Here is a 14,149-nt window from a genome sequence, read left to right as displayed (position 1 = left end):
GCTTGAGCCAGCTGCGCAACACCGTTCCACAGGAGAGTGCCGTCATGCCGGTCTACCAGCCGTCTGTCAACGCACCGGAGTTTCCCGAAGGGCTTGAATGGCTGAACACCGACCGCCCCCTTCGCCTGAAAGACCTGCGGGGCAAAATCGTGATGCTGGACTTCTGGACCTATTGCTGCATCAACTGTATGCATATCATCCCTGACCTGAAGCGGTTGGAAAAGAAATATCCCAACGAGCTGGTGGTCATTGGCGTCCACTCCGCCAAGTTCACCACCGAGAAGGAGAGCGAGAACATCCGCCAGGCTATCCTGCGCTACCGCATCGAGCATCCCGTGGTGAACGACCGCGATATGGTCATCTGGAGCATGTATGGCGCACGCGCGTGGCCGACGGTGGTATTGATCGACCCCAACGGCAAAGTGGTGGGCGCAATGTCGGGTGAAGGCATCTACGAGCCGTTCGACCGCGCCATTCAGGAGCTGATTGCCAAGCACGACCCGCGCGGCGAGATAGACCGCACCCCTCTCCAGCTGAAGCTGGAGCGCGAGAAGACGCCAAGGGGCATTCTCGAGTTTCCTGGCAAGGTGCTGGCAGACGAGCGTAGCGGGCAACTCTTTATCGCCGACTCGGGCAACAACCGCATCGTGGTGGTGTCCCTCAAAGACGGCACGCTGAAAGAGGTCATCGGTTCGGGCGAGGAAGGCTACAAAGACGGAGGCTTTGACGAGGCGCAGTTCCGCCATCCGCAGGGCATGGCATACCGCGATAATCGCCTTTACGTGGCGGATACCGAAAACCATGCCATCCGCCTGATCGATTTCGAGAAGCGCGCCGTCAGCACCATCGCGGGCACTGGCAAACAGATGCGCTTCTGGAGCGAAGGCGGTCTCGCCAAGGAGACCGAGCTCAGCTCGCCGTGGGATGTGGTGCTGGTGGGGGATGTGCTGTATATCGCCATGGCGGGGGTGCATCAGCTGTGGCGGCTCGACCTGCGCCGCGGTGTGGTGGAACCGCACGCGGGCAGCGGGCGTGAAGCGCGGTTCGATGCCTCTCTTAGACAGGCGGCTTTAGCTCAACCCTCAGGCATCACCACTGACGGCAAGCGGCTTTACTTTGCCGACAGCGAGAGCAGCTCCCTCCGCGCCGCGGATATCGACCCGAATGGACGGGTTGACACGCTGGTTGGCGGCGACCTGTTCGACTTCGGCGACATCGACGGTGAGGGACGACGCGCCCGCCTGCAACATCCGCTGGGGGTGGTCTACCACAGAGGCGTTATCTACGTCGCGGATACCTACAATAACAAAATCAAGCGTTATGACCTTGCGACGGGGCGCATCGAGACCTTTCTGGGCGACGGCACGGCGGGCTTGCGCGACGGCGAACGCCCTGCCTTCGATGAGCCGGGCGGGGTTAGTATCGCTGGTGACAGGCTGTACATCGCCGATACCAATAACCATGCCATCCGCATCGCCGACCTGAAGACCCGACGGGTGGAGACGCTGACCATCCGCGGACTGGAGAAACTACGTCCGCCACAGGCGTTGCTGCGTGCCGAAGTGACCACCCTACCCGCGCAAAGCGTGCAGACAGGCGATGTGGAGCTGGTGTTGAACGTCACGCTGCCAGTGGGCTACAAGTTGAACCCGCTAGCCAACTCGCGGGTGTCGGTGGCGGCTAATCCCCCTGATAGCGCATCGGCAAAGACCGTTGCGCTCACGCAACTGCCCCTGCGTGTGCCGCTGACCGTGCAAGCGGACGGCGAGCTGCAGGTTACAGCCGACATTTACTACTGTCAGGACGGCAAGGAGGCACTCTGCTACTTCAAGCAGCTGCAGTGGCGGGTGCCGCTGAAGGTCGGTGCAGGCGGAGTAAAAACGGTGACACTGGAACAGAGTCTGTGATAAACACCACTACTCCACCGTCACACTCTTCGCCAGGTTGCGCGGCTGGTCGATCTCGCATCCCCGCTCTCGCGCGATGTAGTACGCCAGCAACTGCATCGGCACGATAGCCACTACCGGCGCAAAGGTCGGATGCACTGCAGGTAACAGGATGATTTCATCCGCCACCTGACGCAGCACCTCCTCATGCCCTTCGGGAGCGACCGCCAGCACAAAGCCCTCGCGCGCCTTCACCTCCTTCATGTTGCTTATCATCTTCTCGAAGGTGTGAGGCTGTGTGGCGAAAGCGACTACCGTCACCCCCGGCTCCACCAGAGCCAGCGGCCCATGCTTCATCTCGCCAGCAGGATACGCCTCCGCGTGGATATAGCTGATTTCCTTCAGCTTCAGCGCAGCCTCCAGCGACACCGCATAGTCGTATCCCCGCCCCAGATAGAAGAAGCAGGTAGATGGCGCGAGCCTCTTCGCCAGATGGATAATCTGCTCCTCACTGTGAATGACCTCTTCCACCCTGTCCGAGAGCGACTGCATCTCGCGCACCAGAGCGCGGGCTTCATCGTCGCTCAATCGGCCTTCCAGCTGCGCCAGATAGATGCCCAGCATGTACAGCACTGCCAGCTGGGTGATATACGCCTTCGTGGAAGCCACGCAGATTTCTGGACCCGCGTAGGTGTATAGCACATGATGCGCTTCGCGGGCGATACTGCTGCCCACCACGTTCACGATGCCCAGCGTGGTCGCCCCGTGTTCCTTGCACGCCCGCAGAGCGGCAAGCGTGTCCGCGGTTTCTCCCGACTGGCTGATGATAATGGCGAGCGTCTCCTCGTCGACAATGGGGTCTCCATACCGGAACTCTGAAGCGAACCAGATGTCTACCGGTCGGCGCAACAGTTTCTCGAAGAAGATTTTGCCCACGATGCCTGCGTGCAGCGCGGTGCCACAGGCGGTAATCAGGATACGCTTGAACCGGCGCAGTTCGTCGGGCGAAATGCTCAAATCAGAGAAAGCCACCAGCCCATCTTGCGAAATCCTGCCTCGCAGCGTATCACGCAGGGTGCGGGGCTCCTCGTGAATCTCTTTGAGCATGAAGTGCGGATAGCCACCCTTCTCCGCTGACGCCTCGTCCCAGGTAACCTCCATCGGCTCGCGCACGACAGGCGTTCCGTCCGCCTGCATCACCTGCACACTGTCGCGGGTCACGATAGCCATCTCGCCATCTTCCAGCACAATCACCCGACGGGTGTAGCGCATGACGGCAGGGATGTCGGATGCCACAAAGTTCTCGCCCTCGCCCAGCCCAATGATAAGCGGCGAGTCCTTCCGCGCGACCACAATCTTGTCTTTGTCCACCGTGCTTAACACCGCTATGGCATAAGACCCGCGCAGCTGAGGCAACACTTTGCGCACCGCTTCCGCCAAATCCTGCTCCAGCTGCTCCTCAATCAGATGCGCGATGACCTCCGTATCGGTCTCGGAGGAGAAGGCGTGTCCACGCTCCTGCAACGCATGGCGCAGTTCCAGATAGTTCTCGATAATTCCGTTATGTACGACTGCCACTCTGCCCGTGCAGTCGGTATGAGGGTGGGCGTTGTCGTGCGAAGGCTTGCCGTGCGTTGCCCAGCGGGTGTGCGCCACCGCAGTGAAAGCGGCGGTCTTCTCTCCTTCCAGGAGGCTTTCCAGCCGGGCGATTTTGCCTTCGCTCTTGATCACGCGCAGGCTGCCGTTCTGCGGAAAAGCGATGCCCGCGCTGTCGTAGCCGCGATACTCCAGCCGATGCAGCTGGTCGATTGCCAGCTCAATACCGTTGCGCGGGCCGATATAGCCGGTAATACCACACATCGAGGGGCGCACCTCCTTGCGAACTACTTGATTCTATTTTCGGCAAAGCGCAACCATTGTAAGATAGTTTCTCGCAAAAAACAAGGGAATCGGCTTACCCTTTGCACCGTCTTATCACCTGTGAACCCTAAAGGAGGTGTCAGAAGATGAAACGAGCATGGACATGGATCGCGGTAACCACTTTGCTGGCAGCGATGGTGATAAGCCCTGCCTTCGCGCAGGGACGTGGCGCGGGACGCGGGAACGCTTACGGGGCGAAGGGGCAACCCTGTCCCTATGGCTACACCCAGCCCAACCCGAACGCCGGCGGCTGGTGGACGCGCGTGAACCCCACCGACCCGCAGGAGAAGCAGTTTGTGGAGCAGGTGAAGGCTTTGCATGACCAGATTCGGCAGAAGCAATTCGAGCTGGCGCAGATGCAGGCAAATAAGGCAGACGCGAAGGCGATCGAGGCAAAGCAGGCAGAGATTAACGCCCTGCGCGAGCAGCTGCATCAGCTGCAGGTCAGCAACCGTGAGCTGCACCAGAGAATCATGCAGCAGAATCGCGGTGGCAAGGGCTTCGGCGGCGCAGGGAACGGCTACGGCAACCGAGCGCGGGCACAGATGCGCGGAGCCAACCCGAATTGCCCCTTCGTGAACGCGCGATAAGGCGCAAACACCCGGCAGCCCTTTGGGCTGCCGTTTTTTTTACATGCAGGCTTTCGGCAGGCGTGCACAGAATTGGCTACATCGGCAAGAGTTTCAGGAGGTATTCGCTGATGACACGCCTGCTTACCGTAGTGACACTATGCGCGCTGCTGCTGTCCGCACATGCAGATACACTGGAGCTGATGGACGGCACAGTGCTTCAAGGATGTTTCATCCGGGATGAGGGCGTACGTCTGCTGGTGTGGGAGAACATGCAACAGGTCGGTGGGCCTGCGAAAGTGTATCCCCGCAGCATGGTCAAACAGTTCAGGGTGGAACGCGACGACAGCTGGGATGCCCGACCCAACCTGCCCGACCTGACGGTGACCTTCATCGAGCTGAACCCCAAACTGGCGGGACTACACGGCAGAGTACATTATGACCAGTGGGGCCGTCCCAAAATCGCCGGTGCCCCCGTGTTACCGGACCTGGGCGAAGAGAGCTACCTCAAACCGGAAGAGATTGTCAAAGGGCTGAAGCTGAAATACCAGCCGGGCGAGCCGGTAACCCTCACCGCACACGTGAAGAACGTGGGCTTTGCCACCGCGCAACCGTTCGACTACGTGTGGCTGGTCGATGGCAAAGAGGTGAGCCGGGGCAGATACCGGCAACGGCTGCGTGAGATGGAGGAAGCCACCTTCACGCTCAAGTGGAACTGGCAGGAAGGCTTCCACCACGTTACCTTCCGCATCATCACGAACCAGAAAGAGATAGCTACCATCAACAATGAGGTCACCGACCCACTGTGGGGCTGGGGCTTTTTCTACATCGTCAGCAACAAGCGGGTGCAGATGTGGCACACCTTCCGCAGCGCGGCGGGAACCTTCTGCTTCGAAGACTACTACCGCTGGCATATCGACATCATGAATCTGCTGTTTGCGCACAGCATTTTCCCCGCCGCTCCCGAGGGCATCAAGGCACGGGTGCGCCTGGACCGCATCATCTATACCGACGATGTGGATAAAGCGGTACAGGGGCTTGTCGCGGAGGACGGCATCGCTTACCACCAGGGTGGCTGGATATGGCACGATAGCCCCGAGGAGAAAGCGGGCAAATGGGAACCTCCCACGAAGGAGTGGCGGCGGAACACCGAATGGTCACTGCCCCACGAGCTGGGGCACCAGCTGGGTTTGACCGACTGGTATGCGCTGGACTACGCAGGGCACGAGCATCATAAAATGCCCGATAACGGCGACCTCGTGGCGCACTTCATGACGCACCCCGTGACGATGATGCACTGGCATGGTCCGCACGTGTTCTCGGAGGCGGATGCGGGCTACCTGAACATGACGTGGGATAAACCGCGCGGGCATTTCGGTGACCACTACTTTGCCATCCCTGCCGGGAACTTCTTGCGGGTGGTGGACGTGAACGGCAAGCCGGTGCCCGGCGCGAAGGTGGAGATTTTCCAGCGCGGCTGTGTGGTAGACCCAAACGGTCAACCCGGAGAAGAGGCGGGGGTCAAATACTTCCCCGTGATCGAGGACGGCAACTTTGACCATCCCGTCTCCAAAGACCCCGTGATTGTGGGAGAAACCGACGACGAGGGAATGCTACGCCTGCCGAACCGCCCCGTCAAAGAAGTGCGCACGCTCAACGGCTTCCACCGCCGCCCCAACCCCTTCGGCAATATCAACGTGGTGGGCGGGCGCGGGTTGATGCTGGCGAAGGTCACGAAGTACAACCGTCCCTGCTACTACTGGCTGGAGATTACCGACTTTATCACCGCGTGGTTCCGCGGGCAGAAGGAACACTTCACTATCACGCTCAGAACGCCGTATGGCTCGGTGGATTCGCCGCTGCCGCCGCGCAATGTCACGGTCGAGCGCATCGACGAACACCACGTCCGTGTGCGATGGGAGAAGCCGGCGGTTCTGCGGGAGATGCAGTATCTCGATCGAGCCATCGGCTACCGGGTGTACCGCCGCGTCTCCAGCGACGGATTGAACGACCGCCCCTGGTTCCCGGTGGCAACGGTAGGTCCCGACACGTTCGAGTGCGTAGTGGACCTCCGCCAGCGTCCGGAGGACGTGTACTGGTTCTCACAGGCGAATCGTTTTGCCGTCTCCACGATTGGCGAGCTGTCGGTAGAGAGCGAGCTGGTAGAGACGCTACTGCCAGAGAAACCATAGCTTATCGATGAGCAGCCGGGCGTCCGCGTTGCCGGTGTTCACCACAATCCTGACGAACAGGTCGCCTTCATAGGAGACCCACCGGCTCGCGGGCGCAGGCAGGCTGAAGCGCAGCGTCTCGCCAGCGTGCGCGTTTGCGCGAGCGCTGTACACCTCTACCCATACGCCATACGGATAGCTGCCAGTGCTGAAGTCGTACAGCTGCACGCTCTCCACCACGCTGTCTCCCACGCCGACATACTGGCGCAGGTATTCACAGGAAATAGAGGACACGCCGTTTCTGTCCAGCCCACGCACCAGCAGTCTCAGCTCGATGGTCTTGCTGTTGTCCGTGCGGGGACGGGCAACCAGAGCTTTACCGTCCGCTTCCAGCAGCTCTGCGTAGCCGCCGCTGAGCTGTGCCCCCTGTCCGTAGCGCCCAGCGATGCCCGCGTCGCTCGGCGCGGTGGCGCAGGCAGTAGATGACGGATCCAACGCCAGCCAGCGGCGATTGGAGGTTCTGCCATGCACGCGCACCTGTAGCCACCCCGATATCGCCCCATTCGGTACCTGAACCACGATGCGTGAGTCGCTCCATTCCAGCACGCGCAGACCCTGTCGCGGGCGAGGGACAGGACGGGATGATAACGTCACCAGCTGTCTGCCTTGCAGCAGCACCGCTCCTGCGTTCGCGTCCCACCCGAAGCCGCGTCCGAAAATGGTGACCACCCCACCGGTAACAGGCAAACGGTGCGGGCTGATCCAGTGAATGGTCGGCGAGGTCGGGTACCAGGGGTTCAGTGAGGGCAGCAGACGAAGGGCAGACCAGGCATCCACTCGCCCGTAGTTCGAGAAATAGCCCACCACAGGGTCATTCAGCGGTAGAGAGGAGTATTCCAGCGCCATGCGGATGCTCTGCACAGGGGCGTTCGGCTGGAGAGACCACAGCAACGCCGCGACGCCCGCCGCGTTCGGTGTCGCCGCAGAAGTTCCTGCGAAGCGCCCGGTATATCCCCCGCCCCACGTAGTTGCCACGATGCCCACACCCGGCGCGCTGACATCCACCCACGTGCCGTAGTTAGAGAAACTCGCCTTGCGGTCGGCGGAGGTGGTCGCCGCCACAGCCACTGCTTTATCATAACCGGCGGGGTAGATGGGGTACGGCTCGTCGAAGTTGCCCGCCGCCGCGATGACCAGACAGCCTTTGCTCCAGGCGTAATCAACGGCGGCACGAAGCAGCGGCGTGAGGTCGTCGCTGAAGTAGCTGATGCTTTGCACCTTCGCCCCCATATCCGCCGCGTATACCACGCCGGGGGCGAACATCGAGTCGTATGAGTAACCGTTCGAAAGCCCGATTTTCACGCACATGATACGGCATCGATAGGCGATGCCTGCCATTTGATAGCCGTTATCTCCCGCTGCCGCGATAATGCCTGCGCAGGCGGTGCCGTGTCCGTGGTCGTCCATCGGGTCGCGATCGCCGTAGGCGAAATCCCAGCCGAGGTCGTCGTCCACAAAGCCGTTGTGTTCATCGTCGATGCCGTTCTCGGGGATTTCGCCCGGGTTGCGCCAGATGTTGGGAACCAGTTCGAGGTGAGTGTAGTCCACACCGGTATCCAGCACCGCCACCACCACATCCTGATTACCCTGCGTGATGTCCCATGCAGCGGGCACGTTCATCCGGAACAGGTTCCACTGGTTCGGCACCAGGGGGTCATTGGGGATGTACGCCATGCGGTAGGCGCGGTCGGGATACGCCTCGCGCACCAGCCCTTTTGCCTTCAGCAGGGCGATGGTCTCGTCCACCTGCCCGTATGGCACGTTCAGCACCGCGTAGCCCAGCTGTGGGATTTGACGCAGCGTGCGGTATCCCAGCTGCTGCACTGCTTTCTGCGCCGCCGGGTGCGCAAAACGCACAATAATGCGGTCCGGCGAGGCAAGCACACGAGTTTGCGAGGTCAGAATCGGTTCCTTCGAGTGTTCTGCACCCAGTGGCACACAGAACAGGAGCAATATCAGCAAGAAAAGACGCCTCATTTTTTGCCTCCCCTTCCTTAAAACGAAACAAACAGCCAGTATCTATCTTACGCCACGTGGCATACTGGCGTCAAGCTGGAGAGGGCGAGGCTCCTGCCAAGCCGTTGCCACCTCCCCGTCCGCGGGGAGGTCGGGTGGGGGTTCGGCTCACGAGAGGTTCGCCTTCCAGGTACGCAGTCTGAAGCCTGCGGCTACAGAAGGCTCCTCGAGGCGCAGTTTTTTTTGCAGGCGACTTTAGTGAGATTTTATCGAACACCCTCGATGACCGTTGACAACCGGACACAAGCGTGATACACTATCACTAAAACCAATAAGGGTAAGCCGTCTGCGCCTCAATCGCATTGAGGCTGAAATATCGGGGGAAGTCCGGTGAGAATCCGGCGCAGGCCCGCTGCGGTGTGTCTCCGTTCAGGAGGCGAGCCCGAATGCCCGGCGACGGCTGGTCACTCCCTGCAATCGCAGGGTACCCCTTCGCGGAGGGAGGGGGACGTGACCCGAAGGTGAATATCGGGCGCGTTTCAACCAACCTGGTGCGAAAGGGCATCAGGTTTTTTGTTGACGCGCCGTACGCCACCACCGCGCGGCGACGTTTCCCTCCGCACGTCGTCAGCGGTGATTATTTTTTCGTGAGGAGGGAAACATGCCTGACAAACGCAACGCCTTTACGCTGATTGAGCTGCTGGTAGTTATCGCGATTATCGCGATACTGGCAGCCATCCTCTTCCCCGTCTTCGCGCAGGCGCGCGAAAAAGCCCGTCAAACCAGCTGCCTCAGCAACATGAAGCAACTCGGTCTGGCAACGCTGATGTATGTTCAGGACTACGACCAGACCTACCCCATCGCCCAGTACGCCTATAGCGGCTCGCTGCGGCAGTGCTGGTTCGGGCGGGAGGTGCAATCCAACGTCTGGGACAAAAACCAGAGTCTGCTCTACCCCTATATGAAAAACGGGCAGATTCAGCGATGTCCCAGCTGGGGCGGGCGCACCCGGTTCGGCGATGGCAACGGTTACGGCTACAACTGGGGTTACATCGGGTCGGACATCTACATCAGCTTCAACTGGGGCACCTGGCCCAACCTGCAGAACCCTGCATCGGAAGGATCGCTCCCGCGCCCTGCAGAGAAGGTAATGTTCGCGGATAGCGGCTTTTATAACGTGCCGTGGTACGGCGGCGACGGCACCATGTGGGAGACGCCCTACATCGACCCGCCCTCCATGTGGTGGGACAACCCCACGGTGGACTTCCGGCACATCGATAACCGGAAGGATGTGGACGCTACCGCACAGGTTGTAAAACATCGCGGGTTCGCGAACGTGGTCTTTTGCGACGGACATGTCAAACCCATGACCCAAACGCAGATGACCGACGCTCACTTCACCCGCGATTAAGGCTTACGAGTTCCTCCTGCTTAACGTGCGTTGAATTGCTATATCCCCCCTTCAGCAGAAGGGGGGACTTTTTCGGCTACATGTCGTGCCTGGCGGGCGGACGGTACTGTCCCGTAGGATGCACCTCTGCGGTTGCCCCCGCCTCGCGCAGCATCCTGCGGTAGGAATCTGCCTTGCGTCGGGGCAGGTCTACCAGAATCACCATCGGCAGGTCCTTCAGAATACCCCGACAATGGTCGCGCGGCGCAGCCAGAATGGTGCACAGTATATCCAGCACCTCTTCCGTATCATGCCCGGCATCCACCAGCACTAGGTCGTAGGTAGTGTACTCGAGGCTCTCTTCTGCCGCGCCCACAGGCGCCGTTGCGACACCAGGTCGGGCAGCGGGTTTCAGGTCGTTCTGCCCGTTGCAGTTGTCGCAGATGAACATTTTCGCACGAGGCGACACCTTCTGCGGCGTGCCGCAGTGCCGGCACACCAGTACCAGCGGAGGCACTACCTGTCCACCCTCTATTGCCACCACCCGGTGGCAGTGTTCACAGGTGTAGTCTTCTGTAGGCGGAGCCACGAACAGAGTAGGCTTCTCACAGTACGGACATAGCGCGCGATACGCAGGCAAGTTGTTCACCTGCATATATTGCCAGCCGCCGTACCCGGCGATGCCCACGCCTGCTAGGGTGACAATTACCCCGATGATGAACGGCATCCACGCAGCAATAGTGGACAGATACAGCAAGAACAGCCCGACGAGGAGCACCACAATCCCCGTAATGACGATGGGGATGATGCGTTGTAACTCCGCCTCTATCACTTCGGCACGGGTCGGCTGTGCCATGGCTAGACCCCCTTTTGCGGATTATCGTGTTTAAGATAACACGACCACCCGCGTGCTGTCAACCGTCGCGAAAAAAAGACGCTGGTTATTTCCCAGCGTCCAAGGTCAGGGGGTATCTTCTTTTTTTGTTGTTGCGATAAAGGCTTACAGAGCGCGCAGTATCACGTCTCCGCGGATCGTGCGAGCCACCAGTGTGCCGACCTCCGCGCCTGTGCCAAAGGTGCCCTCCCATTCGCCACGTTCGTTGCGCGCAAGAGTGATTCCCAGCTGGTTCTGCACATCGCCGTCGGTAGAGATGACGCGCACGGTGCACGCCGAACCCTGTGGCAACCCTATCGTCACATCACCGCTGGCGGTCTGCAGGTTTGCCTCTCCGCAGAACGGCTCGCCAAACTCCAGACGGATGTCACCGCTGGCGGAAGCCAGAGATACCTGTTTTGCGCGCAGCTGCTGCACGACGATATCGCCGCTGGCGGTGCGAGCACGCAAGCCCTCTGCCCCTGTGCAGGCGCATGCCACACAATGAATGTCTCCGCTTTGCGCCTCAAGGTGCGCGCTCTCTGTTTCACTCCTCTCCAGCGTGACGTCGCCACTGGCGGAAATCAGGCGCACTTTGCCGCTCGCCTCGCGTATGGTGATGTCGCCGCTTGCGCTCTCCACGCTCACGGGTGACCCTGTACCTTCCACCAACACGTCACCGGCTGTAGACTGTATCTCTAAAGAGACGCCTGTTGGCACAGTGATATCCACGTCGGCAGAGGCGAACTTCCCCGCTCGTGCCAGGCGCACGAACACCACATCGCCGCGCTGCTCGATGACCGGTGCCCACGCTCCCGCACCCTGCTCGGCTTGCTCCGTGCCTTCAGCGCGAATGGCACCTTCGGCGTGCACACGCATCTGCGTCGCGCCTTCCTGTCCGCGCACTCGCACGTCACCGAGCACGTTTTGCACAATGAGGCGTGCGCCCGCAGGGATATCCACGGTCTGCTCAAACTCTATGTCCTGCACCGTGCCCAGCCGCAGGTCGATATCCCAGCGTCCCATGCCACGAAAAGCACGCTGTGCCTCTTCCCAGCCGCGGCGGGTCTGCTCGCGGATTTCCTCGCTGATACGTCGCCACTCCTGTTGAATGCGTTTCCAGTCCACGCCCTGAAAGGCTTTGCGCAGCTGCTCCATCGCCTCCTCGAAGGCAGCTTCTTCCTTGCGCTTTGTTTTTTCACCGCCCGGCTTGGTCATCAGCGCCTCGATGAGCATCTGCGCTTGCTCCGGGGTGAGTTTGCCCTCGCGCACCATGCGCAAGATTCGCTGCAGTTCCTCGTTCATGGGATACACCTCCTACCGCAACTGGCGCAACGCATCCGCCGCCTCTTCTGCGGTGATTTCGCCACGCTCCAGAGCATCCAGAATCGCCTTCCGGCGCTCCTGCACATCCATCTCTTCTGCCTTCTCCTCGCCCACGGCCGATAACCCGAGTGCCTGCAACAGGGACTCCAGTCGGGCTTTCACCGTCGGATACGAGATATTCAACTCGCGCTCGACGCAGTTATACACTCCGCGGCAACGCAAAAACACCTCCAAAAACTGCTGCTGCTCCGGGTCCAGCCCGCAATACCGGCAGGTAGACGCCGCGAATTGACCGCGCATCTGCGTGCCGCAGCTTTCGCATACCACTTCGCGTATCTGCAGATTGCCACCGCACACCGGACATCTTGCAGGAACGGAGTACATGTCTATCACCTCCACTGTTTTAGATTATACACGCTCATATTCAAAAAATCAAGTGTCTATGAAAAAATTTTCAAGATTTTTATGAAAATAATCAATCGCCTGACCAGGAAAAAGGAAGCCCCCTGCTACCAACTGAATATTGGGTATACTGATATCGGCTTACCATGAAAAACACCGAAAGCAAGAAAAGAGAGGCGATAGCTGTCATCGCTCTTGTTGTAGCGATAGCGGTGAGCGGCTGTGGAGTGAACCCGCGTCGTTTAGCGGAAAAGCGCGTGGAGGCACAGCTGCCCCATCTCATCGCCCCGGCAAAACGATACCGCGTATACCTTCTGGGGAGGCACGAAAAGATGTTTCAGGGAAAAGTGAGGGCAGCACGCATTGTCGGCGAGGGGGTGGAGATTCAGCAAGGGCTTATCCTGCGCGAACTGGTGGTGGAACTGGAAGACATCGAATACCGGAAGGACGCCCCGCTCCAGGCAAAGCAGGGATCCTTCCATGCCAGCATGGACGACGAGGTTCTGCAGTCCTACCTGAGCAGTCTGTTACCGCCTGTGCGCTCGCCGTGGAATCTGGTGGTATCTCGTCTGGACAATTTGCTGATCCGCAGTCGCGCTGGCGAAATGCGTTTATCCATCGACGTGTATACCCGTCTGGGCGTGAAGCTTTCGGCTGAGTTGAGCGGCAGACTGCGCCTTAAAGAAGGCTCGCAGGTGTGGTTCGAGGACACGGAGCTGAAAGTGGTAGGGCTTTCCGTGCCCGAGAAGGTTCGGGAGCTGCTTTCCGAGCTGTTCCTGAACCGTCCACTAATAGACCTCTCCGGTATCCGGGCGCCCGTTCGCATCGAACGGGTGGCTATCGGCGAGGGAACGCTGATGTTTGAGGGAGCGGTTCTGGTGGACAGGCTGGCAGACCTCATGCGGAGCTAATCAGGCCTCACTGGCTCGCGGTCCTGGGGGTCTGCCCACAGTTGCAGCAAGCGCGCGAACTGGATTTTCTCCATACGGCTCATCTCGGTAAAGCGCACCCCGATTTCCCAACCGTCCTGGTCCAGCAGCTTGCCCGTCCGCACGATTTCTGCTACCGCACGCACCGCCTGCTGGTTGCCCGGAGAGATAAAGAGCAACTCCAGAGTGTTGGAGCGCAAAACCAGCTCCTGCGCGAGGTAGATGCGAGCACCCCCTGCCGAGATGTCCCGACATTCTCCGGTAATCCACTCCGTATCCCCAACCGCACGCAGGCGCACCTGCATATTGCACCGGTAACGCTCATGCTGTCGCCTCTGCTGGAAGCGGAAGGAGCCGTTGACGCAAACGACAATCTGACCGGCTGCAGGATGGTACCGCTGGATGACTGCCTCGGTGGTGTAAATCCCTGTTCCCGCGCTGATGACCACCAGCACGTTGATGCCCGACCTCACCAGACCGTCGTGAAGCGGTTGGCTGTTCAGATGTATCTCCATCAGTGGACGCACCATCTGCACCAGCGTCCCGTGCAAAGCCACCAGGGTGTTACCTGTCCTGAAATGTATCTCTACCGGGTCCCCTGTCTGAAACACGGACCTATCGCTCCTGCCATCGCTCTATCCATGTCCATTATCGGCTACGAAGGCA

General features: G+C 60.0%; 11 protein-coding genes and 1 riboswitch. Of the genes, 5 read left to right on the top strand and 6 right to left on the bottom strand.

Going from position 1 to position 14,149, the window contains the following annotated elements; translation table 11 throughout:
* The first annotated feature begins 44 nt into the window (after positions 1 to 44).
* A complete protein-coding gene (locus tag K6U75_02905; protein ID MCL6473992.1) occupies positions 45 to 1,907 on the top strand; it encodes a redoxin domain-containing protein in 1,863 nt (620 codons plus the stop codon).
* A gap of 9 nt (positions 1,908 to 1,916) precedes the next feature.
* Here the strand turns inward: K6U75_02905 and glmS are convergent, their stop codons facing one another.
* Complete coding sequence (gene glmS, locus K6U75_02900; protein MCL6473991.1) at positions 1,917 to 3,746, bottom strand: glutamine--fructose-6-phosphate transaminase (isomerizing); 1,830 nt, start codon at positions 3,744 to 3,746, stop codon at positions 1,917 to 1,919.
* 146 nt (positions 3,747 to 3,892) lie between these two features.
* Here glmS and K6U75_02895 point away from each other — a divergent pair, with 146 nt between their 5' ends.
* Positions 3,893 to 4,396 (top strand): hypothetical protein, encoded by a 504-nt coding sequence (locus K6U75_02895; protein ID MCL6473990.1) that lies wholly within the window; start codon positions 3,893 to 3,895, stop codon positions 4,394 to 4,396.
* 110 nt (positions 4,397 to 4,506) lie between these two features.
* Positions 4,507 to 6,567, top strand: coding sequence for a hypothetical protein (locus K6U75_02890; protein ID MCL6473989.1), 2,061 nt, complete (start codon positions 4,507 to 4,509; stop codon positions 6,565 to 6,567).
* On the opposite strand, the gene K6U75_02885 is transcribed toward K6U75_02890, so the two are convergent.
* The gene (locus K6U75_02885) at positions 6,547 to 8,583 is read right to left on the bottom strand and encodes a S8 family serine peptidase (protein MCL6473988.1); all 2,037 of its coding nucleotides are present in this window, start codon (positions 8,581 to 8,583) and stop codon (positions 6,547 to 6,549) included. The genes K6U75_02890 and K6U75_02885 overlap by 21 nt on opposite strands.
* Positions 8,584 to 8,894: 311 nt before the next feature.
* A riboswitch (cobalamin riboswitch) is annotated at positions 8,895 to 9,035 on the top strand.
* Between the two features lie 188 nt (positions 9,036 to 9,223).
* Here K6U75_02885 and K6U75_02880 point away from each other — a divergent pair.
* Positions 9,224 to 9,973: a DUF1559 domain-containing protein gene (locus tag K6U75_02880; GenBank protein MCL6473987.1), complete on the top strand. Its 750-nt coding sequence runs from the start codon at positions 9,224 to 9,226 to the stop codon at positions 9,971 to 9,973.
* Positions 9,974 to 10,049: 76 nt separating this feature from the next.
* Here the strand turns inward: K6U75_02880 and K6U75_02875 are convergent, their stop codons facing one another.
* From K6U75_02875 to K6U75_02865, 3 genes are all read right to left on the bottom strand, one after another.
* Positions 10,050 to 10,808, bottom strand: coding sequence for a hypothetical protein (locus K6U75_02875; protein ID MCL6473986.1), 759 nt, complete (start codon positions 10,806 to 10,808; stop codon positions 10,050 to 10,052).
* Between the two features lie 144 nt (positions 10,809 to 10,952).
* The gene (locus K6U75_02870) at positions 10,953 to 12,131 is read right to left on the bottom strand and encodes a DUF4097 family beta strand repeat-containing protein (protein MCL6473985.1); all 1,179 of its coding nucleotides are present in this window, start codon (positions 12,129 to 12,131) and stop codon (positions 10,953 to 10,955) included.
* Between the two features lie 12 nt (positions 12,132 to 12,143).
* Positions 12,144 to 12,536: a DUF2089 domain-containing protein gene (locus K6U75_02865; protein MCL6473984.1), complete on the bottom strand. Its 393-nt coding sequence runs from the start codon at positions 12,534 to 12,536 to the stop codon at positions 12,144 to 12,146.
* 164 nt (positions 12,537 to 12,700) lie between these two features.
* Here K6U75_02865 and K6U75_02860 point away from each other — a divergent pair, with 164 nt between their 5' ends.
* Positions 12,701 to 13,465, top strand: coding sequence for a DUF2993 domain-containing protein (locus tag K6U75_02860; protein ID MCL6473983.1), 765 nt, complete (start codon positions 12,701 to 12,703; stop codon positions 13,463 to 13,465).
* On the opposite strand, the gene K6U75_02855 is transcribed toward K6U75_02860, so the two are convergent.
* Entirely contained in the window at positions 13,462 to 14,094 is a 633-nt protein-coding gene (locus K6U75_02855; protein ID MCL6473982.1) for a PilZ domain-containing protein, read from the bottom strand. The two genes, K6U75_02860 and K6U75_02855, sit on opposite strands and share 4 nt — an antisense overlap.
* Positions 14,095 to 14,149: the final 55 nt, after the last annotated feature.

This window comes from Bacillota bacterium, from assembly GCA_023511455.1.
In the GTDB taxonomy this organism is placed as follows: Bacteria; Armatimonadota; HRBIN16; order HRBIN16; family HRBIN16; genus HRBIN16.
Note: the sequence above shows the minus strand (reverse complement) of the source record. Positions and strands in the feature narration are given on the sequence as shown.

Bases quoted from the DNA above. Each gene is read 5' to 3' on its own strand.
- K6U75_02905 (MCL6473992.1), top strand. From the start codon at position 45: ATGCCGGTCTACCAGCCGTCTGTCAACGCACCGGAGTTTCCCGAAGGG.
- glmS (MCL6473991.1), bottom strand. From the start codon at position 3,746: ATGTGTGGTATTACCGGCTATATCGGCCCGCGCAACGGTATTGAGCTG.
- K6U75_02895 (MCL6473990.1), top strand. From the start codon at position 3,893: ATGAAACGAGCATGGACATGGATCGCGGTAACCACTTTGCTGGCAGCG.
- K6U75_02890 (MCL6473989.1), top strand. From the start codon at position 4,507: ATGACACGCCTGCTTACCGTAGTGACACTATGCGCGCTGCTGCTGTCC.
- K6U75_02885 (MCL6473988.1), bottom strand. From the start codon at position 8,583: ATGAGGCGTCTTTTCTTGCTGATATTGCTCCTGTTCTGTGTGCCACTG.
- K6U75_02880 (MCL6473987.1), top strand. From the start codon at position 9,224: ATGCCTGACAAACGCAACGCCTTTACGCTGATTGAGCTGCTGGTAGTT.
- K6U75_02875 (MCL6473986.1), bottom strand. From the start codon at position 10,808: ATGGCACAGCCGACCCGTGCCGAAGTGATAGAGGCGGAGTTACAACGC.
- K6U75_02870 (MCL6473985.1), bottom strand. From the start codon at position 12,131: ATGAACGAGGAACTGCAGCGAATCTTGCGCATGGTGCGCGAGGGCAAA.
- K6U75_02865 (MCL6473984.1), bottom strand. From the start codon at position 12,536: ATGTACTCCGTTCCTGCAAGATGTCCGGTGTGCGGTGGCAATCTGCAG.
- K6U75_02860 (MCL6473983.1), top strand. From the start codon at position 12,701: ATGAAAAACACCGAAAGCAAGAAAAGAGAGGCGATAGCTGTCATCGCT.